The sequence below is a fragment of the Candidatus Eisenbacteria bacterium genome (genome assembly GCA_026388185.1).
Lineage (GTDB): Bacteria > Eisenbacteria > RBG-16-71-46 > JAFGJU01 > JAFGJU01 > JAPLKG01.
On the sequence record JAPLKG010000003.1, the window covers coordinates 107928 to 133159 of the forward strand.

Consider the following 25232-nt stretch of genomic DNA (forward strand, 5'->3'; position numbering starts at 1 on the left):
AGCGACACATAGAAGCACACTCGTGGAGAGACGCAACACCCGACGCACGTTACACCTCCGTTTTGCATCTGTCTATTCACTGCTAACGCCAAGGAATCACACAGATTATACCACTAAAGCCCGCGATTTACCAGCGAAAAACGAATTGCAGTGGATCAATTGTATGGATGCCTCACCAGGAGACGATAGCCTACGAGTCGTCCTGATTTCAAGGAGTCGTGCCGATCTCAGGATGAACGAGCAAGAGGTTCAGCGCCAGCCTTTCCTAACGAAGACATAATCTCGACTGCCGCGGCAAGCACGGTCGTCTCTGCCAGCTCCTCCATCTTGGAACCGGGGGCGGTGAGCGCTCTCACTCGGTCTGTGCGCGGTGCCCAGCGAAGGGGATCGGTGGGTCCGAAAAGCGCGAGCGTGGGACAACCTACGGCCGCAGCAACGTGAAGGACCCCGGTGTCATTGCAGATGAATAGCGAGAGTCTCTTAATGAGGGCGGCGACTCTGCCGATGCTCTCGCCGGTTAGGACTGCGGGAACAAATTCCAGCTCCTTCAGCATGGCGTCAACCAGCTCTGAATCGGACGGACCTCCTATCACGACTATCTGAGCTCCCTGGTCTGTGTGCAGTGCCTTCGCGACGCCGGCAAACCTCGAAGCCGGCCACCGATTATTCGTCTTCCCTGCTCCCGGATGGACGCCGACAATGACCACCCGGCCTCCCGGGCGAAGCGAACGTTCTAACATAAACTTGACCGCGAACTTTTCGTCCTCTTCGGTCGGCACCATTATCGGAGAGAGGTCCGCCGTCGTCACTCCAAAACGTTCGAGGAGCCTGAGGCCGAGCTTCGTCTGGTGCTCGCCTTCATCACCAAGCGGAACCGTGACGTGAAACGCTCTGTCAACAAACGCCAGGCCGTAGCTCTCGCCGCTGTAGCTGACCCTGTATCGAGCCGAGCTGGCGAGGCAGAGCAGAGAACTCGTGACGGAGAAAGAAACAGTCGAGAGCACGACGCAGATGTCGAAATCCCTCCTCCGGAGGGCACGGATGAATCTGATTAGGGCGAGGGGACTTTTTCTGAAGGCCCTCTTATCGTAGACAAGGACTTCGTCCACGTGTGGATTGTTGCGCACGACGGCCTCGTTCTCACGGCTAGCGAGAAGCGTCAGCCGGCTCTTGGGCAGGCTCTGCCTCAGCGCTCTCAGGCAGGGAGTGGCAAGAAGCATGTCACCCATCTGATTCTGTTGGCGAACGACGAGTATCCTTGCGTTTGGACCGCAGAGTTCAAAGGGGTTCTCACTGATGGTGTGAGTCTTCAATAATCTGAAGAAGAGCGCAGCCAAAGTCAGCCTGAGTCTTCTGGATGGTCTGCTTCCCAACGGCCTGCTTCCCCACGCTCCATTTCACGATGGTTCACGGCGATGCCCGAGACACATCGGCACGCCTCGGTTCCCACTTTCCTCACCGGCTCCCCGTTGCACCAGACATCGCTCGCGACGTGATTCGGCGCTTTCCCACGGCGACGGGGGCCTTTTTTACCGTAACGGACGCTATTGCCGTTGTCAAGCCGGCGTCTCGTTGGCTACCAGTGATCGGAGCGGCGCCCGGGCAACCAAGCCAACAGGGGCAGGTGTCGGGTGATTACCATCACTGCACACGGGCACGACTCCCGGCTTACCCCTGCACAATCCAGCCTCGCCCGGTCTCCTCTCCATCACCCATCGCAACCGCCACAATCGCACACGCGATCCAGTCCGACAACTTATTCGTCTCCCTCGCACGCTCACACCACAGATTGACACCCGCCGACACGCAAGCGGGTACCACCAACGACAGCAGCACAACAACAATCAGCTTCTTCACGGCAACTCACCTCCTTTCACCTGGTCTCTCGGTAGGTAGTGTCCTCGATCGCCCCGACCACCTCGAACTCAACTATGTCCTCCATCCGAAAACTACCCTCAGCAAACTTAACCACACCGCACGGCCGCCCTGCGTCCTCCTTACTCCAAACCGACTTTCTCGTCACGACCACCGGCTTCTTCCTCGCGTCATACACCTCCGTCTGCATCAGGTCGGGCGTGAACAAACATGCCTCACTCTCGTAGCGCTTCCCGCCCTTGTCGATCAACACAATCCTAGTGCTCTTGGTGAACACTACCTTTTCAACCGCACCAAACTTTATCGAGAAACCCAACCACACACCCGGCTCAGCAACCATAACCCCGTACATCTTCGCAGCCTCTACCCCAGCCGGTATCTTCGACAGCACATCAGCAAGCCTAACCAGGCGCCACGCCTTAAACTCAGAATACATCTCCCATCCACCACCGCCAGCCATCCACACCACCGCACCCTTCTCCCCCACACGGAAACCACCATCACCACACGGCGCCCACAACACCATTAGGCAAACAACGATCAACACCGCTCCCATCGCTCTCCTCATCTCGCACTACTCCCTCCAACCCCGGTCCGATCAACAACACCCTTGAACATGTGGGCTCCACCGCTCGAGATGACATCTGGATCCTAGCACTCGCAACCTGTGACCTGGTCGCACCAATCTTCTTGTATCGCACAACTCGTGCCAGGACGCAACTAATGTTGTGATATTGCCGCGATCCCTACCTACTCGCCCGTCAACGAGTTATGTGACCGAGTAAATGCCCGCACTCATCGCGACCCACGCCCGCCCACTCAGTTTTGCGACCAAAGTCACCAGTCAGCGTGGGAGAGGTACAACTCTGTGAAACGCAACGCAGTTCAGTGGGTACGAGATAGCCACGTTCTTGGCGACCTGGGTAACAGATTTTTGTCTTCTCTGATCTTGTTCCAAACAGAAGGGCGCGTTTGGCGAGAACCAAGCGCGCCCTGTTTGTTCGGATTCTGTCCCTCTCTTCTCTCGAAAAGGCCGGCCACCACAGCACGCTTCATGCCAACCCACCTCCTCTCACTCCAGCTACATCCCTCCTCCGTCCGCGATCGCTCCAACAACCTCAAAACCCACTATGTCACCCAGCTTCACACTCCCCGCCCGGAACTTCACCGCGCCACACGGCCCCCAACGGTCCGACCCGCACCACACAGCATTACGCGACACAACAACCGGCGACGTCCTCGAGTCATACACGCTCGTCTGCGACCGATCCGGCCAGAAACACACCCCCTCACTCTCAACCCTCTTCCCCTCTCTGTCCCTCACAACGATCTTCGTGTTCCTAGTGAACGTCACACTCTTAACATGAACAAGGTCCACTCGAAAAGCCAACCACACACCCTCATTCTTCGCTATCTCCTCAAACACCAGCCACCCAACAACCCTGTCCGGCCTCCCCTCAACAGACTTCCGGAGCCTCTCACGATCGAACAGCCGAAACCCGATCACCCTCCACGAGCTGTCCGGCGCCGCCCAACTCACTCTCTTCTCATCAGCTCTCCAAGCCTCGACGTCGCCACACGGAACAACAAGCCCCAGGAACCCACCGACCACAAGAGCAACACCCACACACGCACACAACACAGAACGCGACAGTCCCATCTCGAGCCACCTCCCTCCAGCCCCCTGAGAATGCAAGCCGGCGCGATGAGTGCGCGCGATCGACCACCGCACGCCCATCACCAACTCGACCTTTCAGCGAGCCAAGACGCGCCGGCCACCAATCACACGCTGCACCAGGAAGACTGGCTGACGCCAGTTTTCCTCATGCAACAGCCGCACGGTCAATACTGCCAATCAACCGGGATACCGTCACCACTATCCGCCTGAATACAACGCACTACGAGGATCATCCCGCACCACAACCAGTCAGCTAACTTTCCGGTCTCCGCAGCATACTCGCACGCCAGCGGCAGCGCCACAGCCACACCAACCGGCACCAAAAACGACAGCAGCAGAACCACAAGAATCACCTTTCTCACACCAACCCACCTCCTCTCACTCAGTATCTCGATACGTGCTGTCCCCGACCGCACCCACCACCTCAAACTCGACGACGTCCTTAGGACGCACACTGCCCTCAGCGAACTTCGCAGTCCCTAGAGCCGTCGTATCGGCAGCCCGACAGTACACAGAGTGCATCGTCACAACCACGCTCATCTTCCGCGTGTCATACACCTGGCTCTGCGCCTCATCCGGACAGAAGAACAACCCCTCACTCTCGTGACGATTCCCCTTCCTATCCACCACAACGATCTTCGCACCCTTCGTGAACACCACCTTCCGCACACTCCTAAACCCCACACCAAACTTCAGCCACTCACCAGGCTCCTTAACCATCAACTCAATCAGCCTAAGCCCCTCCTGACCAGCAGGTCTCTCAGGCATCACCATGGGCAATTTCTCAACAGCCCACCTACCGAAACCACCAACCGCCCACCCCTCTCCGGCCGGAACCCACACCTTCGCACCCTTCTCACTCACGTAGAACCTGGCATCACACAACGACACAAGCGACGCCACCACCAACGGCGTCACAATCAACATCAGCCCCAGCTTCCTCATCCCTCACTCCTTCCTACCAACCCCGGTCCGATCAACCAACACCCCCTGAGAATGCAAGCCGGCGCGACGAGCACGCGCGATCGACCACCGCACGCCCATCACCAACTCGACCTTTCAGCGAGCCAAGACACGCCGGCAACCAGCCACACGCAACGCAACAATGCGCCACGAAACAAGCTGTGCTCCACGAGATCGCGCCAGGCAACAGAACCTCGCCGCAAAAGATCGTGCCGCACGAAGCTCGCACCCTACTCGGTGCGACAATATCACTTATTTAGAGTACCCCGTAGAACAGATGCTTCCTCAGCAACCGCCACGCGGCTAGCAGAGCCGTTCTCCAGGCACGAGTCACCCACGCCGGGCTCGCGCCGTCCCACCACATCAGCACCGGTCACACACCTCCCTAGGCGTCACGCCAAGAGATCGCTTGGATTCACCTGCACAGTGGCCGCGTGCGTCTCCCCGTCTCCTTATCCCCCTTCCCTCTCTGTCCGCTCCACCTGTTCTGTCGACTGAGCGGGTCAGGGGCGGGGCAGGGTGACCTTAAAGAGCGGCGACGATGGAGGTCTTGGGACGGTAAACTCGGAAGTCCCTCGTGTGCGCATCATCCGTGCTCTCTTACCGCAATCGCTCTGGTTGCAGTTGCGGGGTCACCCTTTGAACCCCGGTTGCTGTGGAACACCAACCGCTGTCAAGCACTTCAAAACTGTCTTCAATGCAGAAAATGACCTCGTTTGATCTGCCGAGCATATTATTGCACATACGCAAATACTTGTCAATAGGAAAGTGCCGCGCCCCGTGTCGCCTTCGCGTGCGGCCGGTTTTGCCCACTCGGCTGACGACGCGAATGAGCGCAATGGCTAAAACCAACGCCTCGGGCAAGCCCGCGGTGTCTCCGCTGAACCCACAGCACGCCACCGAGCCGACTACGCCCTTGCCGACGCCGACACCGCCTGCAAATGACTCCAGTCGGCACGGCCAACTGTTGCCGAAACTCGTCATTAGCGATACAATCCCATCGACCGCATCGTGCCGGGAGCGTCTCGTCCGTGGGGAGTAACCTTGGAAGAACCCAATCGCTATACCGATTTCTCTGTCAGTACGGACCTCGATGATGTATTGCGCCTGCTGGGCTACGGGCGGGACAAGAAACCCGGCGGGGCACTGGCAAGGATGCTGGGGGGAGCGATACAAGAGGCAGAGGGACTTGCGCGACCCTCCGGGATAGCTTCCGTATTTGAGAAACACAGCTTTCCTAAAGGCTCTTTTCTTTCCGCGCTCTTTGAAGAGGACAACTCGCCCGCCATAAAGATCGCCCTGGCGGTCTGCACGATCGGGCCGCTACTCGAGGAAAGCGTTTCGAGATACTCCGATTCCGGACAACTTACCCGCGCTCTCGTGATTGACGCCGCGGGTTCATCGCTAACCGAGACAGTATGTGATTTCGTCAATGAGAGGATATGCCAGACGGCAGCGGGAGGCACACTTTATCCTGCTCCCAGGATAAGTCCCGGGTACGGACACTGGAAAATCGAAGAGCAAGAAATCATATTTGGGCTTCTTCCGGCCGAGTCGGTTGGAGTCTCTCTCACAGAATCGTATATGATGATCCCGAGAAAATCCGTGTCTTTTGCCGTGAAACTGCTCGGCGAATCGTCACCCGAGGGATCAACCTCGGCGTGTAAACGATGCGGAAGAAGTGATTGCCAATTCAGACGCGAGCCCCGAGGATAAGCAGCCCGCGAGAACGAGCAGAGTGCTGAGACCGGTTGCCCGCGGATGCCGTTTCCCGATGACAACTGAGGAACGTGACTCCAGGAGGTACGACGTGAACAGCGCAAGAACCCCGCTTGTTGAATTTCTGTCCGGCGGCGACATTACGCCAATAATCGAAGAGGCCAAGTATCTCTTGGAGCAAACGGGCGTTTTTGTCGAGAACGAAGAGGCCTTACGACTTCTCAAAGACGCGGGCGCAACGTCTGACACCGAGAGAAAAAGGGTGCTCTTCCCTCCCGAGCTTGTCGAGAAATGCCTCGAGACCTGCCCGCGCCGAATCGAAATCTACGACAGGCAGGGGAACCCTGCGCTTGACCTCTCCGGAAACAACACGTATTTCGATCCAGGGTCTGCAGCCCTCAAGATTTTCGATTTCGAGAAGGGCGTGAGCAGACCTCCGCTCGTGGACGACGCCATAAAGCTCGGAAGACTGGCGGACAGTCTGGCCCACATCCGCGCACAGAGCACCGCCATCGTTCCGAGCGACGTCCCCGAGGAGATGTCGGACAGATTGAGACTGTACGTGGCACTGCGATGTTCCACCAAACCCGTCATCACCGGGACCTTCGTCAAGGAGAGCTTCGCCGTGATGAAGGAAATGCTCGTCGCTGTCAGAGGAAGCGAGGCGGCGCTCAAGGCAAAGCCATTGGCGATTTTCGACGCGTGTCCGTCTCCACCCCTCAAGTGGAGTGATCTGACGTGTCAGAGTCTCATCGATTGCAGCAAGTCGGGGATCCCCTCGGAACTGGTTTCCATGCCGTTGTCCGGCGCCACCTCTCCCGTTACACTCGCCGGCTCGCTCGTCCAGCACACTGCAGAGAATTTGAGCGGAATTGTGATTCACCAGCTTGCGCGTCCGGGCTCACCTATCATTTACGGCGGCTCGCCCGCTTTCTTCGACATGCGCAACGGCACGACCCCCATGGGAGCGATCGAGACGATGATGATTGATTGTGCCTTCTCTCAGGTAGGAAAGTCCCTCGGCGTTCCCACTCACGCATACATGGGATTGAGTGATTCGAGAACCGTTGACTATCAGGCGGGGCTCGAGAGCGGCCTCGGAGCAGTACTCGCCATGCTGGCCGGCATCAATGTCGTCTCTGGCGTAGGGATGATGGAATTCGAGAAATGCCAGAGCCTGGAGAAGCTCTTTCTGGATAACGACATTTGCGGAATGGCTTACAGGCTCAGGGATGGTATAACGGTGAATGAGGAAACCCTGGCCCGAGAGGTCTTCAAGGAAGCGACTCTCGACACTTCTTTCCTCAGATCCAAGCACACTCTGAAATGGTTCAAGAAGGAAGGTTTCTTCCCCGGAGCGGGTATCGATCGTTCAGCCGGAACAGAAGGTAAGCCCGTCACCGCCTTCGAGAGAGCGTCGGCGGAGGTGAAGAGGATCCTCGAGACTCATATCGTTCCCCCCATGCCCCAAGAGGTTCTTTCTCAACTGAAGAGCATCGTGGACAGAGACCTCTCGGCCCACGGAATCAAGAGAGAGTGGAAGTTCTGAGACGGGACGGAACCTAGGAGGGCTCGGGCACAGCGTCAGGCACAACGTCAGGCACAGTGCTCAGACGCGTATTAAGCCTATTTCTTATTTCTTCCCTGTGGTGCATGAGGGTTCTGTATTGCATCTGGAAAATCAAGAGCGGAAGCATGCTCTTCCATTTCTTGTACGCGCGCAATACTCGCTTCGCTATCTTCTTCCGCGAATAAAACTCTCTCCATGCCCAGTGGTAGCCTTCCTGTAGCTTCTCCGGCGAAATCCTCTTGGGCTCGTATACTACCTCGTCAACCCCGTACTTGCTCCAATCACGATTGAATATCCTGCCCTCACCATCGAGCTTGGAAAATAGCTCGGTGCCGGGAAACGGCGTGAGTATACTGAACTGGGCCGCGTCTACTGCAATCTTGTCGGCAAACTCGACGGTCTCTTCGAAAACCGTCTCTTCGTCGGAATCGAATCCGACTATGAAGGCACCTTCCACCATGATGCCGTGGTCGTGGAGATAATCGATTTTCGCTCGAAATTCCTGCGGGCGAAGCCATTTTTTCTTGGCCTCTTTCAACGAAGACGGATTCGAAGACTCCAATCCTATGAAGAGCGCCTTGCACCCGCTCTTTGCCATGAGCGGCACCATGCCAGGCATGTCCACGACGTCAAGCGAGGACTGACCCGCCCACATGATATGCAGTGGGACGAGCTTCTGGAAGAGCTCCACGGAGTACTTTTCATCGCCCGCAATGTTGTCGTCCAGGAATCCAAAGAAACGACTCCATCCGGAAGAACCTCTGAGGAATTCGATTTCTTTAACCACCTCTTCGACGGGTCTCATTCTGTAGCTGCGACCGAAAAACCGAGAGACGGAACAAAAGCTACAGTTGAACTTGCATCCCCTGAATACCTGGATGGTGTTCTTGAACAAGTAGCCTTTGTTGTCGAGCAATTCCCTTCGTGCAATCGGCATGTTTACGAGGGAGGGCCTGACGTCCTGGGTGTAGATCGACTGCAGTCTATTGTCGCGGAAGTCGTCAAGCACGCGCGACCAGATTGTCTCAGCTTCGCCCACCACGACGGCGTCCGCATAGCGTGCAGCTTCGTCGGGCAGAGCCGTCGGATGAATCCCGCCGATCACCACCTTCGCACCGCGCTTTCTCATCTCCGTGGCGATCTCATACGCTCGCGGAGCCTGGGCGGTCATTGCCGTGATACCGACGAGGTCTGCCATCTTCTTGTCATAATCCCAGTGTTCGATGTTCTCATCCACTATTTCGACGTCCACTCCGGGAGGAGTAAGCGCGGCAATGATCGGAAGGTTCAGGGGAGGAAACGCAAAGATCTTTTGCTTTGTGAGGCCGAAGTCACGATTGAACGACGGCGAGATTAGCGTCAGTTTCATTGGGTTCCCGTTGTTTGCTGAAATCAATATTTTCGCACCATATTACTCTTCCTACTACGGTGTGTCAATGAGAGAACAAACAAGAAACGGTTGGACACGCTCTTGGGGCGCCCCCAAAGAGTTCGACGGTCTCGGTCCTCGAACGCCGTTTTCTGTTGACAGGCGTTGTTGACTTACCTAGTCTTTGAGGGTCTTCTCATTCTTGTTTTTTCGTCTGGGGTTCTGCAGCACGGAGAACGCATGGCTCCCTGTAGCGGGAAGCGAAACAGGAAGCGTAATTGCCGCCCACGAGTCCTTAGGCTTGCTCTTGTCTTTCCATTAGCATTTCTCACAATAGCATTTATTCTTGTCCGGCCCGGCTCTCTCGTTTTTGCCAGCGCCACCGCAACCACGACAGGTTCAGCAAAGGCGAGCCCCGGCCCCACGGCAGTCGTTCCGGAATCCATCCTGGTCCCGCCCCCTGCCCCTCCCACGAGCGTCGAAGCCTTCGACTCCCCGAGCGATCAAGGCGGAATGATGACCATCCACTGGACAAAATCAGTGGATGATATTCCTATCACGGGAAGAGTCAGGGGATACGTCATAGCGAGGTCGGAGGCGCCAGACGGCAAGTTCGAACCAGTGAGCACCGTTGCTTTGCAGATCGAAGAGTATTTGGACACTTCTGTCCAGGACCAGGTTCCTTACTACTACAAGGTGGCCGCAATCGGTGACGGAGAGGTCTTGAGTTTCTCCGGCGTCGTAGGCCCCGCGGTGTCAAAGCAGCAGTGGTTCAGTACGCGCAAGGCGAACTTGCTCGTAATATCTCTCATCATCGCAGTGGCCATACTGTTGTACGTGTATCAAGCCAAAGCCGGAAAGAAGCTGTACATACGAAGAATCGCCGGCATCGAGGCGGTTGAAGAAGCGGTCGGAAGAGCGACGGAGATGGGAAAACCCATTCTTTTCATTCCCGGCATCCAGGACATGGACAACGTTCAAACCGTAGCGGGCCTTAGCATTCTTGCGAGTGTGGGAAAGCTGGCGGCGCAATACGAAACGAAGCTGGACGTGCCCGTCAGCCGCTCGCTGGTCATGAGCACTGCCAGGGAAACTCTCAAGCAGGCGTACCTGAGCGTCGGTAGACCCGACCTCTACAACGACGACTCCGTTTATTACATCACGGACGAGCAGTTCGGTTACGTCGCCGCCGTCGACGGAATAATGGTTAGGGAAAAGCCCGCCGCTTGCTTCTACATGGGGGCCTTCTTTGCGGAATCGCTCATCCTTGCCGAAACCGGGAACTCGATAGGCGCAATTCAGATCGCCGGCACCGCCATGCCCACTCAGTTGCCGTTTTTTGTGGCAGCGTGCGACTACACGCTCATCGGCGAGGAACTCTTCGCGGCAAGCGCGTACCTTTCCAAGGACGAAAGAATGATCGGAAGCCTGAAGGGTCAGGACGTGGGCAAGGGCATTGCAATGTTCTTCATAATCCTTGGGACGCTTGTGGCAACCGTCGGAGCTCTCACTGAAAACGGGACGGTCGTCGGCATTAGCGACTGGTTGAAGAACCTTTTCTCTTTGAACTTCTGACGTGAACGCGCGCAGAACCGTGAGCACCACTGGAGTGACACATTGGAGATGAGATCAACACTCGCTAGGTTCTTGAAGCGACCATGAGAGTACAAGTTCCTCTTGTCATAACCTTCGTCGTTGGCTTCGCCCTGATAGCAGCCATCTTCGTGCCGCACGATCCATTCCACACGATGGATCAGAATTTCTCCATCTATTTTGATCTCATTGCAGTGTTCGCCTTCATTCTTGGCGGCGGCAACCTCCTCAAGATTCACGGAAACAAGATCTGGAGGCGCGCGAGGGATTGGAAGTACAGCATCGTGACCGTCGCGGGATTCATGGTGATGATGATCGTGGGCACCTTCAAGATCGGCGGGCCGCCGGGACTCACGGGCGACGTGACCGCAGACGGGAGCTGGTTCAAGTTCCTGTACGACGCTATGTTTGTGCCGCTCCAATCGACCATGTTTTCTCTACTCGCCTTCTTTGTTGCGTCGGCCTCATACAGGGCCTTCCGCGCAAAGACCAGGGAAGCAACGATTCTCCTGGTCGCGGCGTTCATCATACTGATAGGCCGGACACCGCTCGGTCATTCCCTGACTGCCTGGCTCCCTCAGCCTTTGCAGTTCCTTCACATACCGAACCTGAGCAACTGGATCCTCTCGTTTCCTAACATGGCCGGGCAGCGAGCCATCATGATCGGAATAGCCCTCGGCATCATCTCGACTTCGCTCAAGCTGGTCTTGGGAATCGAACGCTCCTACCTCGGCGGAGAAGGAAAATAGAGATGCGAGAGGCGTGTCACACAGCATTTAGATGGCGTGAAAGACTCTGTGATGTCGGAGAGCGAAAATAGGATGGCGAAGGGCAAGCGCGACATAATCGACATACTGAACTCGATAGACAGGCGAATCATTTTCTTCCTCATCGCTCTCGCCGTCATCATTCCTCTCGTATTCCATTTGGTCTTCACCATACGTACCTCTCCCATCGTGGAGGCAATCTTCGACAAGATGGAGGCGCTCCCCCCGGGCTCGAAAGTGCTCGTGAGCTTTGATTACAGCCCGAGCACGGCTCCGGAAAACCAGCCGATGGCCGAGGCCATAGCGCGCCACGCGCTCCAGAAAGACTTGAAACTCTATTTCATGGCCGTGTGGGCGACCGGGCCGCCGCAAACCGACGTCCTGATTGCCAACGTAATCAACACGGATTTCCCCAACAAGGTTTACGGCAAGGATTGGATAAACCTGGGCTTCAAGGCGGGAAACCAGGGACTCATCAACGCAATACTTCTCGACTTGAAGGCCATGTACACGACAGACGTTCACGGCACTCCAATCGACAACTTCGAGATGATGAAGGACGTTCAGAATCTCACTGACATGTCACTCATCGTCTGCATCGGAAGCGGCTTCCCCGGCGTGAGGGAGTGGGTGCAGTTCGCGGGCGACCCCGGAGACATACCGGTCGCAGCCGGGGTCACCGCCGTCGAGGCGCCCCTGCTCTACCCTTACTACCCGAGGCAGTTGCTCGGCCTAATGGGCGGGCTTCAGGGCGCGGCGGAATACGAGGCGACCCTCGTCAAAACATATCCGCAGTACCAGGGCAAGGCCAATTGCGCGCAGGCCGTCCAGTTGATGGGACCGCAGACCATCGCGCATCTTGTGATAATAGCTTTTGTGATAATAGGCAACGTCGCCTTCTTCGGCGAACGAAGAAAACGGGCTCGAGCTAAGAAAGGTTAGGAAATGGCCCACACCGTTGAACTCTGGTTGGGTGCGCTGCTCACGCTGATGATATTCAGCTTCCTTTACAAGGACAACCCATTCTACAAGTTCGCAGAGCATCTCTTCGTGGGCGTCTCCGCCGCCTACTGGATGGTGATAGGCATCTGGACGACGCTAATGCCCAACCTCGTCGCCCGCATCTGGCCGTCCGCCGTGAAGAGCATCGTCAACATGCCCGAGGACGCGAGACCTCAGTATCACTTCATCATCCCCGCGGTCTTCGGTCTTCTCATGCTGACGCGACTTGTGGAAAAAATCAGTTGGCTTTCGCGGTGGGCGATGGCCTTCGTCATCGGTTACGCCGCGGGGACGAATTTCACCAGATACCTTCAGTCCGATTTCGTGGGACAGATATACAACACAATGCTCCCGCTCGTCGTGAAAACAAACGGAGGAATCTCGATCGGCGCCATCCTTTCGTCGGTGGTACTCCTGGTCGGCGTCATATCCGCGCTCATTTACTTCTTCTTCTCCAAGGAGCACTCTGGAGCGTTCGGTGCCGCGTCCCGCCTCGGAATATGGTTCCTGATGGTCACGTTCGGCGCCGCATTCGGTTACACGGTGATGGCAAGAATTTCGCTACTCACGGGAAGGATGCAGTATCTCGGTGACTGGCTGGCGACGATGTTCTAGGAAAGCATGCGCCGGAGGAGCGAACCGACGTTTGGGCGGGCCAGCGAAGCAAGCTAACGTGACAGTGCGAGCCGTAGCGTAGACCGGATACTTGAGGCCGCTGAAGAGCGTGCCTCTACGGCAGGTCTTCTACCAGCTCCATGTATGCGTCAGGCCGCCTGTCCCTGTAGAACTGCCAGGTTCTCCTCACTTCCAGGATAAGATCGAGGTCGAGATCGGCGACGACAAGCTCGTCTTTGTCCTTGCTGCCCTGAACGAGTATCTGTCCTCGCGGGTCGCAGAAGTAGCTCGAACCGTAGAATTCTCCTATGTTCCAGGGAGCCTCGACGCCCACCCTGTTGATTGCGCCCACAAAGTACCCGTTGGCCACCGCATGCGCGGGTTGCTCCAGCTTCCAGAGATATTCCGACAGACCGGCGACCGTCGCCGAAGGGTTGAAAACAATCTCGGCTCCGGCAAGACCTAAGATGCGCGCGCCTTCGGGAAAGTGTCTATCGTAGCAGATGTAGGCGGCAACCTTGCCGTACGCGGTCTCGAAGACCGGATAGCCCAGATTGCCGGGACGGAAATAGAACTTCTCCCAGAACCCGGGCAGGCAGTGAGGGATGTGCGTCTTTCTATATTTCCCGAGGAACTTCCCGTCGGCGTCTATAATTGCAGCCGTGTTGTAAAAGACTCCTGTAATCTCCTCTTCATAAACGGGAACGACAATAACCATGCCATTCTCTTTCGCCACCTTCTGCATCAGCTTAGTCGTCTCGCCGTCAGGCACCCGTTCAACGGCGTCGTACCATTTGATGTCCTGCTCGGCCGGGAAGTACGGAAGCGTGAAGAGCTCCTGGAAGCAGAGCACCCTGACGCCTCGCTTGGCAGCATCTTCGATGAGGGGCATCTGCTTATCGAGCATTGCCTTCTTGATGGCGGGGATTGTCTTTCCCGAGGTGTTCACGCATTTACACTGTATGAGACCACATCTAACGATTCTTGCCATTAGGTTCCCTCCTGGTCTTTGCCGAATAGTTGGTCCAGTTTCTTCCTAGCCGAGCCCTCTCTCGAGACTCCGCCCTTCCCGGGTCGACCCGAGAATCTAAAATACTCGCAGAAGTTGGCGCGATCCTTCTCTTTCACCCACTCTGCCTGCGGCTCCCTGCACTTGTTGTGAGCCCCCTCGTCGTAGAAGATGCAGTTGAGGCACACTTTCACGTCTCTGCCGCATGAAGAGCAGACGTCCGTCCTCACCGGCTTACGATTTTCGAGCTCAGCCCCGCAGAAATGACAAAACGGCATCGTGCAGTCCAGTTAGATCGTGTAGCCCCAGTAGAGGATCGGCAAAACAGGCCCTGGCGAGAGACCTTATTGCGTCTGGCGAAGGATTTTCCGGAACGTCCGTGAGAAATCTTCCTTGAGGGATTCGTCAAACTCCCCCAGCCACTTCCTGATGTAGCCTTTATCATAGCGCCGGTTCTTGAGGAGAATGCATTTCACGTCTTCCAAATCCCTCGCTCTGCCGGCGATTATCTTGTGTATAACAACATCCTCAAGAGCTGCAAACTTGACCACTGACCGACCGAATGTTACGTCAACAGCTCGTTCAATAGCCTGCTTCTCGTAGAGGGAGAATGAGAAGATAAAGTTCACTCTTATTCCTGTCTTGTCATACATTACGGGTAGCACCATCGTCTTTGAGACAAATTCCGCCGGATTATCAACCAGAGTTCTAAGACCAAGTTTCCGGGTAACGCCTCGCAGTTTCTTCAAGCCCTCGGTTCCCATACCCAAGGTAATATCGATGTCCTTTGTCAGCCGAGGCTCGCCGTAGAGAAGCACTGCTTGACCCCCTATTACCATGTAGGGTATCCGTTGTCTCTTAAACTCGTTCGCTATTCTTGTGAGTAGTCCTTGAAACACAGTTGACCGCCTTCGCAATTCTGATCGCAACGTCCAACCCCTCACACGGGTGCCTCAGTGGAAGAATCCCGAGTGCAACTGCTTCTTCATACATTGCTTCAACAATGCGGAAATTCTTGGCAACGTCCGTTCGCTCTCGCCTGAGCAGCTCTCTCTCTAGCATCTGAAGTCGTTTGGGATTTTGTATCACGGGGCCTCCTCGACCGTTTCTCCTGCTGTTGACGATGCGCCTAACGGCATCTGTCTCTCGGGTCTGTAATGGAATCCGAGGCTCAACAACGCCCCACCTTTACGGCACGCCTCTAGAATACACGTCAGCGCAACGGGTGTCAATCGGGCGCGCTGATTGGGCAAGAGACAGATGGTTTGCCGTAGGTCGCTGGTTAGTAGCGGGCCCCCGCTACCAACCCGAGACCGCGGTGCGTCGAGCCTCGCCTGAGCGGATCGGGTCACGCAGACAGAAGCCCCCGAACCCAGGCAGGTTCAGGGGCTTCAGCTACATTCTTGGGTACAAGTTGTCGCCGCGAGCGGCAGGCCGTGATGACCGCCACGCAGGGTCTACGCTATTCCGGGCAAACGGTGTTGTACTGATGCGTGTCCCAGCAGGACTTCTCGCCGTTTCTGTAATCCGGCCAATCTATGCTCCCGGAGCCGTCCGGGTGCCACGAGATGATTCCCCTTGTGCCGGCTTTAGCATCGACGAAATCGACTGAAAAGACTGTGGGTAACTCAAGATAGGTGAGAGTAGAGCCTTCTTCGGGTATGCCAGGTTTGTTCACGAGGAACACCAGCTTATGCTCGTTGCCTTCGCGGTTTTTCCAGTCGATCCTGATGCTCAGGACGCCAGGCGTGGAGAGGGCTTCGGCAGCGCCTGCCATTACCACTCCAGGCGTCATGGTGAGCAGCTCCACTGTGGGTTCGTAGAATTGCCAGTAGCCTGAGCTGTCGTCCTTTTGCACCTCTCCCTCGAACCAGAGTAAGTGATCCAGAGGAGCCGACGGATCGGTGCTCGAGACTTCCATTTTCCAGGCTGTGTAGCTTCCCATGTCCTTACCGTTCAGGAAAATGCTGTACTCGACTGCGTTGTTCACGAAGATGTACGTCCAGAGCCACGAACCGTCGTCCTGGGGCTGAGGCACAGAGTGAACGGCAACGCCGAACGCCGCAACGGGCTCAACAAGAGCTGCACAGACTACAAGGTTGAGGAAATACACTCGCACGGCTGCGTTGAAGAAATTGAGTTTCGATTCGAGGCCTGCCACCGGTTGGATTTCTTTGTACCCCCCGTCCTTTATCGCCTGCGCATCGACCTGGGCGGATTCGAAGACAGACAAGTCCATTGACATCGTCGAGATGGAGGGTAACGGTGGTGCTGCGGCCGGCTCGGGCGAGTTGACATTGCCCTCCCTGGAGCAATCGGCCAGGAGCAGGCAAAGGAAAGCGAGCGGAACAAGAACTGCGGTGAGACGTCTCCTCATGATAGAACCTCCTTCGGTTAGTTGGTGACAGTGCCTTCAATCGGTGCCAGAGACACCTCTACGCAGGTTTCGCGCCAGCCGCCGTTGGCACAACCAATTGCTATTACAGCAGATAGGGTTTTTGGCGGAGACGCGAAAAGTGTGGTCGAAAATCACAGAAGTGATGATGGATAGACACTGGATGCCTCACACCCAGCACGATAGCCACGCCGCTGCCGGCGATTGCCAAATAGATCGAGCGTCGCTAATTGCCTGCACGCCCAGTCCTAATCGCGGTCGAAACGGCTTGGGTCGCCCGTGGACACGCCTCCTGCGTCTCCTCTTGTCAAGCCGGTTTGGGCATGATCACATGGATGGCTTTGGGGACCAGCTTTATTTCTACCGGCGTGTGACCAATCACTTCGCCATCCGCCTGGACCAATGGGGAACGCCGGATGGCATCAATGCGTGCGCTTTGCTTGACCGTCCAGTGTGATAACTTCGCCCCAGGCTTGCCCGGTCGACTGAACAGGTCCCACACCAGCCTCATGTAATCGCCCAGGTGGCGCGCCGTGACAACGTAGACCTCAAGCTGACCGTCGCTGAGGGTTTCAGGCGGGCCAAAAAGAAAGAGCGGCTTGTCCAGCAAGGTGGTGTTGGAAATCATCACCTCGGCAGCGCGGAGCGACTGGGGCTGACCGTCTAGCGTTAACGTATACCACTGTAGCTTAAAGATGCTCGACCGTTTGACCATCGCCAGGGCGTAGGCCAGACGACCAAAGAGTTTCTTGTTCGCCGACTTGGTGTCTTTCGCCATCTCCGAACTAATGCCCACGCTGACATTTGAAAAGAAATGGCGCTCGCCCACCTGCAGCGCATCCACCTCCATTACGGCGTGATCACTGACCAGCAGCTCCACTGCCTCGTCCAGTTTCAAAGGAATAAGTAAGGCTCGCGCTAAGTTATTGCCGGTGCCCAGTGGAAGAATGCCTAACGGAACCGGACTGTGTACCAGACCATTCGCGACGCCGACCAGTGTACCGTCGCCGCCGACCGCGATCACGAGAGATGCGCCGCGTTCGCAAGCCGCACGGCAGAGCGCGGCGACATCCTCCTTGCCGGTTGTCTCGTAGATTTCAGGCGTCCACTGGGGCGGAATGAAATGGCGCGCCAACGCCGCGCGAACCTCATCGGCCTGGCCTTCTTTTCCGGCCTTGGGATTGAAAACTACAAAGACTTTTTGACTGGAATTGCCCATGGACGAAAGTACCGTGTGGATGGCGAATGCAGCCTGAATTTTCTCTGCCAGCGTCGAGCTGCCCCCGCGCAGCGCTGGCCCATAGTCTGATCACGATCAAGTGAGCATTACGGAGGGCCATTTCACTTACCGGCTACCGGGCCCTGGGGCAGTTCTCTTTGCCCCATCATAACTGAAACCAATAGAGCTTGCTGCTGCTGGAGGGCATCGACTTTGCCCTCCAATTTCTCTAAGGTTCCGTGGAAAAGGATATAGCTTATAAGTAACCCGGCAACCACTCCCAGAGCGAGTTTCGATAACCAGTCAATGACTGTTTTGTTCATCGAGAGTCTCCTCCACGATTCAGAATTGTCGCGTCCGCAAGAGGCCACCTTTTGACCCGTGAGCGCGGCTCCTACTTCCCGGGCGATGGCTGGAAACCCGGAACCCCAAACTGCCAGAATAGAAACGCCCATATGTCGGTCATTTGCTCCTGGATCTGCGTCTTCGTGGTACCAATGCCGTGTCCGGCTTCGTAATCGACTCTAAGTACCACGGGCTTGCCGCTCGCAGTCGCAGCCTGCAACCGTGCGGCCATCTTCGCCGACTCCCAGGGTTCGACGCGCGGATCGTTGATCCCGTGTATCAACATCACCGCGGGGTAGTTCACTCCGTTGACGACATGATGATACGAGCTCATTTCGTATAGAGCCTTGAAACCTTCCTCTGTTTTCGTGCTGCCAAACTCCGGAATGTTCGGGATGCCGTTTGGTGTGGTCTCCGCCCTCAACATGTCCAAAGCTCCCACCTCCAGAATCGCGACACCAAACAGCTCGGGTCGCTCCGTAATCGCCCTGCCGATCAAAATGCCGCCCGCACTTCCACCCATACCGGCCAGCTTCTGCGGCGACGTGTACTTGTTCTGAATCAGATACTCGGCGCAGGCGATGAAGTCTTTCCACGTGTTGGGCTTGGTGACCTGAAACCCGGCTCTGTACCAATCTTCACCATATTCGCCGCCGCCACGCACGTGCGCCACGGCGTAGACCCCACCCCCCTCGAGCCATGCAAGAAGCCTGGGACTGAACCAGGGGTCTTCCGTCATGCCGTAGGAGCCGTACCCGTAAAGAAGTGTGGGGTTGGAGCCATCGAGCTTGATACCGCGCTTGTAGATGATGGAGAGAGGAATCATGGTGCCGTCGTGGCTCTTGGCTCTGACTTCCACGGATTCGACATTCTCGGGCGCGTCGAACGTGCCGAGAGGCTGAATGCCCGTATTGGCTACGTTATTCGTTTTTGGATCGTACTCGTATATCTGCATCGCCTTCGTCCAAGCGGCCATGACCAGCAACACCCCGTCGCAACGAGGGTCAGTCTTCGCCAGGCTCACCGAACCATCGAACGGGAGTTGTACCTGCTCCGGCGCGCCACCGAACGGAACGCGCAGAAGCCAGCCAACCACGCCGTCTCTCAACTGAACGTACAGGGCGTCTTTGGCGCAGGTCAGACCGGCCACCACGGCTTCGCCGGCCGGCACTATCGTCTCCGCCTTTGTGATGTCAAGGTGGGACAGGCTGGTCTTGATGACCTTGAATCGCGAAGCGTCCTTGTGCGTCAACAGAAAGAGATTGTCTCCGCTCGCAGTCACGCCGGTCACGCCATCTTCCACGTCGCACGCCTTCTGCCACAGCGTGCTCCCCGCGTCTACGGCCGCAAGCGGCGCCACGTAGATGGTGATTTCATTTTGGGTACCATGTGCTATCACGCCGGCGGCGTATTCCGAACCGGGCTCCGTAACGACAAACGGTATGTCCGAAGGCAACATCTTGGCCGAGGGACACGTCTCAAAGCCAAAGACAGCTTGTTCTTTGTCTGGATCGGTTCCCAAAGTGTGAAGGTAAACGCGGCTCTTCTGATAGCGCTCCGTTGGATCGGCGCCGGATTCCAGTTTCTGGAGCCGGTTATAGAAGAACGACTTCCCGTCCGGGCGCCAATTCACTTCGCCAAACTGCGCGCGGTCAATGGGGGTATCCACTTCTTTTCCCGTGGACGTATCGATCACGTGAATGACGGCTTCCTCCGAGCCGGCGGCAGAGATCCCATAGGCGACGTACTTACCGTCCCAGGACGGTTGAAAGTAGTTGATTGCGTGTGGCTTCCCGGTCGCCTTTGCAAAACTCTCGGGATCGACAAGCAGAACTTCCTCCCCGGTCAGACCCGTACGCACGTACAGCTTGTAAGTATTGTCTGTAGGAAGTCGCTTCGTGTAGAAGTAGAGACCGTTGGGCAGCTTCCGCACGTCCCAGATCCTTGCCGAGACCGCACCGTCTATGGTCTTGATTCTGTCGAGCAGCTCTTCGCGCCCAGGAATCTTGTCCAGCAAGCTGCGCGTGAAATCACTCTGCGCTTTGAGCCACGCCTGCACTTCTGAGTTCGAAAGGTCCTCCATGTAGCGATACGGATCGTCCACCGCGGTGCCGTAATAAGTATCCGTGACGTTCTTGACAGGTGCCTCAGGAGGATTCTCGCCGGCGGCGGACGCGAAACCGCCGAGCCCGCCGACAGCGCGAGCAGACAGATCGAGGTCATGAGTACGAATGTGAGAAACGATTTGGCCGAGCGCCGTGGCTCGATAGAGGACAGAAGCCGCTTCATTTTTGTAACCTCCGTGCTAGGGATTGAGCAACCTTACGGGTCATTGTCACGATCCGGTTCTCTTGCGGCAACCTCACATTCAGCGAAATCACCTCAAGTATGCGCCCAGGAGATACGGCCATATTATCAATGCCAGAACGGCCTTCCAGAATGGAAGACTTGCGAAACCCACCGTGAAGAGCCAACCGATGAACCAGATTGGGCCAGCGATACTGCCCGCCACGGCGGAGTTCCTACAGCTTTTCTGATCGTCTGCCATTTGCGCCTCCTTTTGGGAAGTACTCGCGCAACACTAATCATGCGAAACCGGCTCCTATTGTACACAGAGATACCCCGGAATCAACACAAGGTTTCGCAATGGTTCACAGCATTACCTACACCCGGCACCGCCAGATTGGCCGGCTGTCGGCCGGCCCATTACCTCTGTCCGGCTCTATTCACACGGCGAGCCCGCTGCCGAACTTCGTTGACAAGTGCGCGATCAACGGACAGAATCCGACTAGCGATGAGTAGTCCAGAACTCGTGGTTGTTTCGTGATTGTTACCTGGTGATCCTATGATTGTCGCATGATTGTCAAATGATCGTCGAAGGAGGCAGTTGCTTTATGGTCAGCAAGAGACATGCTAGTGCCGAGCCATCCCCCACCGTGTCACCAATCGCCATCAGGGAGATGGCGACCGCGTTTCAAAGAAGTCGCGTGCTGCTGACGGCTTTCGAATTGGGCATCTTCACGGCACTGGACGGCGCGAGCAGGTCCTCAAGTCAAGTCGCCGCGACCTTGCGAGCTGAGAAACGCGCCACAGACCGCCTCATGAACGCGCTCTGCGCGATGGGATTCCTTCGGAAGCGAGGCGGACGCTTTTCGAACACCCCTCACGCGTCACGATTTCTGGTAAAGGGAAAGCCCGAGTACATGGCGGGTCTCATGCATACCGTGCACCTGTGGAACACCTGGAGCACGCTCACTCAAGCCGTTCGGCGTGGTACGTCTGTAGCGACTCGTCCGGCAGACGAGAGCGCAGCGAAATGGCGGACGGCCTTCATCGCGGCCATGCATGACCGCGCAAGCAAGGTCGCTTTGTCCGTCGTCGAGATGCTGGACCTGTCTCATGTGTCGCGCGTCCTCGACGTCGGAGGCGGCTCCGGCGCTTACTCCATGGCCTTCGCGCGGGCCAAGAAAGGGCTCAGCGCCACGGTGTTCGACCTGCCTGACATTATTCCTCTGACAGAAGAGTACGTCAGGAGGGAGGAACGTCTAGACAAGGGGGGGAGTTCCCGAAACAGGAAGAAAAGTCTGCTGGACAGGAAGAGAAGTCTCTCGGACGGGGACGCGGGTCTCTCGGACAGGATTGATTTTGTGTCAGGAGACTATACGGTTGACGATTTCGGCAAGGGCTCGCGTCGCGCCGGCGCAGGAACCGGACAGCAGGCAGACGCCGGCCGAACCGAGTCCCGGGGCTACGACCTTGTGTTTCTGTCAGCGACAATCCACAGCAATTCCGTTGCGGAAAACCGAAGGTTGATGCGGAAATGCGCAAAGGTACTCAATCCCGGCGGCCAGGTCGTGGTGCAGGATTTCATTGTGAACGAAGACAGAACGGGACCCGCCCCGGCCGTGCTCTTCACTTTGAACATGTTGGTCAATACAGAGGCCGGAGACACCTACACGGAAACCGAAGTCAGGGCGTGGATGAAGGCGGCCGGTCTACACAGGATTGCCAGAAAGGACACGGAGTTCGGCACGACGCTGATAGTCGGAAAGAGAACGCATAGATGAGAGTGGCGGGCTTGAAGGAAGTCTAGTCGCAAGCTGCTTCCATTGGCCTACTGCATCTTCGCCGCGAGTCACCGTCACTTCAGTCTACATCTTCGCCGCCAGAGCTTTCCCCAGCTCAGCGATCTTCTGGAACTCCTGGTCCGCCGGCGGCCCGTTCACCTCGACCGCCCCCAGGACCTCGAGCCCCGTCGGGCCTAGAATCTCTGCCGCCTGCTTCAAGGCTCCCCCGCCCCAACCGAACGAGCTGAGGATGACGGCATATTTCGTGGGCGGCCGCAGCGCCTTCACGAGGTGAGAAGCATAGATGGCGAGCGGATGCATTCCGGCAAGCACGGTCGGCGTGCCGAGGACAATGGCGCTGGAATCGACGAGGTCTCTCGCTATATCGCCAATATCAGCTATGGTAAGGTTGTGTAGGCACACTTCGACGCCCTCTGACAGTAGCGTCTCGACCATCGCTTTTATCATGGTTTCCGTCGAGTTCCACATGCTGACGTAGACAACGATTGCTTTGCGTTCGGTCTGCCCCGCGGTCCATTTGCCGTAAGCCTCGATGATTTTCGCCGGATTCCTGTGGATGGGGCCATGACTCGGGGCGATGACCTTCACGTCCCTGGCCTTCACTTTCTGGAGGGCCTTTGAACCCGCGCTCCTGAAGGGCATCATTATCTCGCCGAAATATCTCTTCGCGAAAGTCATCAGCTCTGGAACGTCGTCTTCATAAGTCCCGAACGCGGTATGGGCTCCGAAGAAATCACAGGAAAACAGTACTTTGTCCTCCACGATGTACGTGAACATCGTCTCCGGCCAATGAAGCCAGGGAGCGTCGATGAATTCGAGGGTCTTCCCTCCCAGCTCGATGCGGTCTCCCTCCTTGACCTTCCTTATTCTATCATCGGGCACCTTGTAGTAGATTTGGGCCATCTTGGCGCCCTTCTCCGTGGTGACAAGCAGGGCCTTCGGTGCCGCCTGCATCACGTAAGGGATGGAGCCCGCGTGGTCCGGCTCGGCATGGTTCATGACGACGAAATCCAGTTTCGCGATGTCCGTGATTTGAGCGATCTTCGCGTGCAGCTCTTTCTCAAAGCCGGGATTGGCGGTGTCTATGAGGACGGTCTTGTCCTTCCCCTTCACGAGGTAGGAATTGTAAGTCGTCCCCTGCGGAAGCGGGATGAGGGCGTCAAACATTCTGCGGTTCCAGTCCTTCACTCCCACCCAGAAGACGTCCGTGGCGATTTCAGGGACATTGTAAGTCTTCATTTCGGTCACCTCCCGATTTACCCAACTGATCCCCTTGCCTTACTCGGCACTCCGCTCCACGAGATTACCCTCTCTCGCTTGCAGCCGCATACACGCGCCGCCCGGCTGACGTGCAAATGGCGCCGGCTCACACATCGGACCCGGAAGCTCAACGCGCAGCTTTAAGTCTCTACTTGAGGATCTCGTCGACCTCTTTCTTGTCCACGTCCATCACGTACTGGATTCCGCTGACATTCGCGGCCTCGTGTGTCAGAGCCGCTATGTCGTCACGTGTTATGTGGTCGATGGAGAACTTCCTGCTTCCGGCCATGAGCTGGCGCAACCCCTGAGCAAGTCTCTCGTAGTACGTGTAAAGTCCGAGAGCCCCCGCGGGAATTCTCTCGAATTCGGCGTTGCCTAATTCCTTGCGCAGCGAACTCGCCGTCACGAAAATCTCGTCCAGCGAATTGCCAAAGCGTGCGATGTAGACCGGGATCCGGCCTTCCTGGATCGCGCGGCCGATTGTTTTACCTACCATCGCGGCTGCGATGGGGGCGCGTGCCATGCCGACTAGCTTCACGTACGGAGCGCCCATTGCAATGCCCTTGAAGATTTGGTCTTCGAATGTGGTTCCACCGGCGACTGCCAACGTGGGAACGTAGCGACCCTTGTCGGCAAGGCGTTTCGCATACTGGTAGAGGAGCGAATGAAGCTCAACGGGCGGGATTCCCCACTCGTTCATCATCCGCCACGGGCTCATGCCTGTTCCACCGCCTGCTCCGTCAGCCGTGAGGAGATCTATCTTGCACTTGGATGCGAACGCCACTGCCCGCGCCAAGTCTGCGGGCCGATAAGCACCCGTCTTGAGGAAGACGTACTTCGCGCCCGCCTTGCGCAGTTCCTCTACTCGCTTAACGAAAGCTTCCTCGGTGACCATGCCGACGCGCGAATGACGCTCGAACTCTTTGAACGCGCCGTGTTCAAAGGCCTTGATCACGTCGGGATCGGTCGGATTCGGTAGAACTATGTAGCCCCGCTCGTAGAGGAGTTGCGCCTTCTTGAGATCCGTGATTTTTACTTCGCCGCCGATGTCCTTCGCGCCCTGGCCCCACTTTAGTTCGACAATCTGAACACCCAACTTCTCAATCGCGTATTCCTGCACGCCGAGACGAGTGTCTTCAAGGTTTGCCTGCACGATTGTGGCTCCGTAGCCGTCGCGCATGTTGTCTTTGTAGAGTTTGACGCGATTCTTCAAATCTACGGTATCAACCACACGGCCGTTCTTGATTACGGCCTGAGGATCCATGCCCACGACGTTCTCGCCGATCGTCAGACCGGTGCCGGCAAGCGCCGAGCCGATTGCGAGACCTTCCCAGTTGTTCTTCGCCACGTTGGTCGAGCCGATACCGGGAATGATCCACGGATAGCGGAACTTTATCCCCTTGTCATGGCCTATGCGAACCTCGATGTTCACGGCCGGGAAGATGGCCTTATCGCTGTCCGCTTCGATGCCAAACGCTCCGACCGCCGTACCCATGACGTTGAAATGAGAATAGTCGATGGGATAGGTCTTCTCGCCGGCGGTCGTAATGATTCCAAAGGGCTGCGGGTAGATGACCTCGTGGCCTCTGTAGGCGGACTTGCCGATCTCGCACATGCCGATGCATCCGTCCACGCAGGTGACGCACATGCCGGAAGCCGGCACTACGGAACCTTCGGTTCTGTTCTTCGTGAGGGTTGCAGCCGAGGCGTTTATTCTCGAGAATGCCATTGTGTTCTCCTCCTTCGATTCTCCCTAACCTAGCCT

The 25232-nt window shown here is 56.7% G+C and carries 25 protein-coding genes; 7 read left to right on the plus strand and 18 right to left on the minus strand.

Annotated elements, in window-relative coordinates; genetic code table 11:
- Positions 1–227: 227 nt before the first annotated feature.
- The 6 genes from NTX17_01255 to NTX17_01280 all read right to left on the minus strand — a co-directional run bounded on the left by NTX17_01255 (position 228) and on the right by NTX17_01280 (position 4498).
- Positions 228–1373 (minus strand): glycosyltransferase family 9 protein, encoded by a 1146-nt coding sequence (locus NTX17_01255; protein ID MCX5800006.1) that lies wholly within the window; start codon positions 1371–1373, stop codon positions 228–230.
- A 295-nt stretch (positions 1374–1668) separates the two neighbouring features.
- A complete protein-coding gene (locus NTX17_01260) occupies positions 1669–1857 on the minus strand; it encodes a hypothetical protein (GenBank protein ID MCX5800007.1) in 189 nt (62 codons plus the stop codon).
- Between the two features lie 16 nt (positions 1858–1873).
- Positions 1874–2443: a hypothetical protein gene (locus NTX17_01265; GenBank protein MCX5800008.1), complete on the minus strand. Its 570-nt coding sequence runs from the start codon at positions 2441–2443 to the stop codon at positions 1874–1876.
- A 513-nt stretch (positions 2444–2956) separates the two neighbouring features.
- Positions 2957–3535, minus strand: a complete 579-nt coding sequence (locus tag NTX17_01270) for a hypothetical protein (GenBank protein MCX5800009.1) — start codon at positions 3533–3535, stop codon at positions 2957–2959.
- 182 nt (positions 3536–3717) lie between these two features.
- Positions 3718–3915: a hypothetical protein gene (locus NTX17_01275; protein ID MCX5800010.1), complete on the minus strand. Its 198-nt coding sequence runs from the start codon at positions 3913–3915 to the stop codon at positions 3718–3720.
- 16 nt (positions 3916–3931) lie between these two features.
- Complete coding sequence (locus tag NTX17_01280) at positions 3932–4498, minus strand: hypothetical protein (GenBank protein MCX5800011.1); 567 nt, start codon at positions 4496–4498, stop codon at positions 3932–3934.
- A 1062-nt stretch (positions 4499–5560) separates the two neighbouring features.
- Between NTX17_01280 and NTX17_01285 the strand changes: the two genes are divergently transcribed.
- Together NTX17_01285 and NTX17_01290 are read left to right on the plus strand one after the other, a co-directional pair.
- Entirely contained in the window at positions 5561–6232 is a 672-nt protein-coding gene (locus NTX17_01285; protein MCX5800012.1) for a hypothetical protein, read from the plus strand.
- A gap of 94 nt (positions 6233–6326) precedes the next feature.
- A complete protein-coding gene (locus NTX17_01290; protein ID MCX5800013.1) occupies positions 6327–7784 on the plus strand; it encodes a trimethylamine methyltransferase family protein in 1458 nt (485 codons plus the stop codon).
- Between the two features lie 13 nt (positions 7785–7797).
- On the opposite strand, the gene NTX17_01295 is transcribed toward NTX17_01290, so the two are convergent.
- Positions 7798–9174 carry a radical SAM protein gene (locus tag NTX17_01295; GenBank protein ID MCX5800014.1) on the minus strand — a complete coding sequence of 459 codons (1377 nt, stop codon included), beginning with the start codon at positions 9172–9174 and terminating at the stop codon, positions 7798–7800.
- 240 nt (positions 9175–9414) lie between these two features.
- On the opposite strand from NTX17_01295, the gene NTX17_01300 reads away from it, so the two are divergent.
- The 4 genes from NTX17_01300 to NTX17_01315 all read left to right on the plus strand — a co-directional run bounded on the left by NTX17_01300 (position 9415) and on the right by NTX17_01315 (position 13151).
- On the plus strand, positions 9415–10749 hold the full coding sequence (locus NTX17_01300) for a hypothetical protein (GenBank protein MCX5800015.1): 1335 nt from the start codon (positions 9415–9417) through the stop codon (positions 10747–10749).
- 83 nt (positions 10750–10832) lie between these two features.
- Positions 10833–11516, plus strand: coding sequence for a hypothetical protein (locus NTX17_01305; protein ID MCX5800016.1), 684 nt, complete (start codon positions 10833–10835; stop codon positions 11514–11516).
- A gap of 72 nt (positions 11517–11588) precedes the next feature.
- Positions 11589–12476 carry a hypothetical protein gene (locus tag NTX17_01310; protein ID MCX5800017.1) on the plus strand — a complete coding sequence of 296 codons (888 nt, stop codon included), beginning with the start codon at positions 11589–11591 and terminating at the stop codon, positions 12474–12476.
- A 3-nt stretch (positions 12477–12479) separates the two neighbouring features.
- Positions 12480–13151 (plus strand): hypothetical protein, encoded by a 672-nt coding sequence (locus NTX17_01315; GenBank protein ID MCX5800018.1) that lies wholly within the window; start codon positions 12480–12482, stop codon positions 13149–13151.
- 115 nt (positions 13152–13266) lie between these two features.
- Here the strand turns inward: NTX17_01315 and NTX17_01320 are convergent, their stop codons facing one another.
- The 9 genes from NTX17_01320 to NTX17_01360 form a co-directional block, all read right to left on the minus strand.
- Positions 13267–14142 (minus strand): acyltransferase, encoded by an 876-nt coding sequence (locus NTX17_01320; protein MCX5800019.1) that lies wholly within the window; start codon positions 14140–14142, stop codon positions 13267–13269.
- Positions 14142–14438, minus strand: a complete 297-nt coding sequence (locus NTX17_01325) for a hypothetical protein (protein ID MCX5800020.1) — start codon at positions 14436–14438, stop codon at positions 14142–14144. The genes NTX17_01320 and NTX17_01325 overlap by 1 nt, the downstream gene beginning before the upstream one ends.
- Positions 14439–14504: 66 nt before the next feature.
- Positions 14505–14999: a nucleotidyl transferase AbiEii/AbiGii toxin family protein gene (locus tag NTX17_01330; GenBank protein MCX5800021.1), complete on the minus strand. Its 495-nt coding sequence runs from the start codon at positions 14997–14999 to the stop codon at positions 14505–14507.
- A 19-nt stretch (positions 15000–15018) separates the two neighbouring features.
- On the minus strand, positions 15019–15249 hold the full coding sequence (locus NTX17_01335) for a hypothetical protein (protein MCX5800022.1): 231 nt from the start codon (positions 15247–15249) through the stop codon (positions 15019–15021).
- 373 nt (positions 15250–15622) lie between these two features.
- Positions 15623–16537 carry a hypothetical protein gene (locus tag NTX17_01340; GenBank protein ID MCX5800023.1) on the minus strand — a complete coding sequence of 305 codons (915 nt, stop codon included), beginning with the start codon at positions 16535–16537 and terminating at the stop codon, positions 15623–15625.
- 325 nt (positions 16538–16862) lie between these two features.
- Positions 16863–17774: a diacylglycerol kinase family lipid kinase gene (locus NTX17_01345; GenBank protein ID MCX5800024.1), complete on the minus strand. Its 912-nt coding sequence runs from the start codon at positions 17772–17774 to the stop codon at positions 16863–16865.
- A 122-nt stretch (positions 17775–17896) separates the two neighbouring features.
- Complete coding sequence (locus NTX17_01350) at positions 17897–18097, minus strand: hypothetical protein (GenBank protein MCX5800025.1); 201 nt, start codon at positions 18095–18097, stop codon at positions 17897–17899.
- 71 nt (positions 18098–18168) lie between these two features.
- On the minus strand, positions 18169–20331 hold the full coding sequence (locus tag NTX17_01355) for a prolyl oligopeptidase family serine peptidase (protein ID MCX5800026.1): 2163 nt from the start codon (positions 20329–20331) through the stop codon (positions 18169–18171).
- Positions 20332–20496: 165 nt separating this feature from the next.
- Positions 20497–20667: a hypothetical protein gene (locus tag NTX17_01360; protein ID MCX5800027.1), complete on the minus strand. Its 171-nt coding sequence runs from the start codon at positions 20665–20667 to the stop codon at positions 20497–20499.
- 346 nt (positions 20668–21013) lie between these two features.
- On the opposite strand from NTX17_01360, the gene NTX17_01365 reads away from it, so the two are divergent.
- Complete coding sequence (locus tag NTX17_01365; protein MCX5800028.1) at positions 21014–22186, plus strand: methyltransferase; 1173 nt, start codon at positions 21014–21016, stop codon at positions 22184–22186.
- Positions 22187–22270: 84 nt separating this feature from the next.
- Here the strand turns inward: NTX17_01365 and NTX17_01370 are convergent, their stop codons facing one another.
- Positions 22271–23446, minus strand: a complete 1176-nt coding sequence (locus NTX17_01370) for an FprA family A-type flavoprotein (GenBank protein ID MCX5800029.1) — start codon at positions 23444–23446, stop codon at positions 22271–22273.
- A 169-nt stretch (positions 23447–23615) separates the two neighbouring features.
- The gene (locus tag NTX17_01375) at positions 23616–25196 is read right to left on the minus strand and encodes a glutamate synthase-related protein (GenBank protein MCX5800030.1); all 1581 of its coding nucleotides are present in this window, start codon (positions 25194–25196) and stop codon (positions 23616–23618) included.
- Positions 25197–25232: the final 36 nt, after the last annotated feature.

What these genes read in the sequence shown, in the direction of transcription:
- NTX17_01265 (MCX5800008.1), bottom strand. Translation starts at nt 2,443, where the DNA reads ATGAGGAGAGCGATGGGAGCGGTGTTGATCGTTGTTTGCCTAATGGTG.
- NTX17_01270 (MCX5800009.1), bottom strand. Translation starts at nt 3,535, where the DNA reads ATGGGACTGTCGCGTTCTGTGTTGTGTGCGTGTGTGGGTGTTGCTCTT.
- NTX17_01280 (MCX5800011.1), bottom strand. Translation starts at nt 4,498, where the DNA reads ATGAGGAAGCTGGGGCTGATGTTGATTGTGACGCCGTTGGTGGTGGCG.
- NTX17_01295 (MCX5800014.1), bottom strand. Translation starts at nt 9,174, where the DNA reads ATGAAACTGACGCTAATCTCGCCGTCGTTCAATCGTGACTTCGGCCTC.
- NTX17_01300 (MCX5800015.1), top strand. Translation starts at nt 9,415, where the DNA reads ATGGCTCCCTGTAGCGGGAAGCGAAACAGGAAGCGTAATTGCCGCCCA.
- NTX17_01305 (MCX5800016.1), top strand. Translation starts at nt 10,833, where the DNA reads ATGAGAGTACAAGTTCCTCTTGTCATAACCTTCGTCGTTGGCTTCGCC.
- NTX17_01310 (MCX5800017.1), top strand. Translation starts at nt 11,589, where the DNA reads ATGGCGAAGGGCAAGCGCGACATAATCGACATACTGAACTCGATAGAC.
- NTX17_01315 (MCX5800018.1), top strand. Translation starts at nt 12,480, where the DNA reads ATGGCCCACACCGTTGAACTCTGGTTGGGTGCGCTGCTCACGCTGATG.
- NTX17_01320 (MCX5800019.1), bottom strand. Translation starts at nt 14,142, where the DNA reads ATGGCAAGAATCGTTAGATGTGGTCTCATACAGTGTAAATGCGTGAAC.
- NTX17_01325 (MCX5800020.1), bottom strand. Translation starts at nt 14,438, where the DNA reads ATGCCGTTTTGTCATTTCTGCGGGGCTGAGCTCGAAAATCGTAAGCCG.
- NTX17_01330 (MCX5800021.1), bottom strand. Translation starts at nt 14,999, where the DNA reads ATGGTAATAGGGGGTCAAGCAGTGCTTCTCTACGGCGAGCCTCGGCTG.
- NTX17_01340 (MCX5800023.1), bottom strand. Translation starts at nt 16,537, where the DNA reads ATGAGGAGACGTCTCACCGCAGTTCTTGTTCCGCTCGCTTTCCTTTGC.
- NTX17_01345 (MCX5800024.1), bottom strand. Translation starts at nt 17,774, where the DNA reads ATGGGCAATTCCAGTCAAAAAGTCTTTGTAGTTTTCAATCCCAAGGCC.
- NTX17_01350 (MCX5800025.1), bottom strand. Translation starts at nt 18,097, where the DNA reads ATGAACAAAACAGTCATTGACTGGTTATCGAAACTCGCTCTGGGAGTG.
- NTX17_01360 (MCX5800027.1), bottom strand. Translation starts at nt 20,667, where the DNA reads ATGGCAGACGATCAGAAAAGCTGTAGGAACTCCGCCGTGGCGGGCAGT.
- NTX17_01365 (MCX5800028.1), top strand. Translation starts at nt 21,014, where the DNA reads ATGGTCAGCAAGAGACATGCTAGTGCCGAGCCATCCCCCACCGTGTCA.
- NTX17_01370 (MCX5800029.1), bottom strand. Translation starts at nt 23,446, where the DNA reads ATGAAGACTTACAATGTCCCTGAAATCGCCACGGACGTCTTCTGGGTG.
- NTX17_01375 (MCX5800030.1), bottom strand. Translation starts at nt 25,196, where the DNA reads ATGGCATTCTCGAGAATAAACGCCTCGGCTGCAACCCTCACGAAGAAC.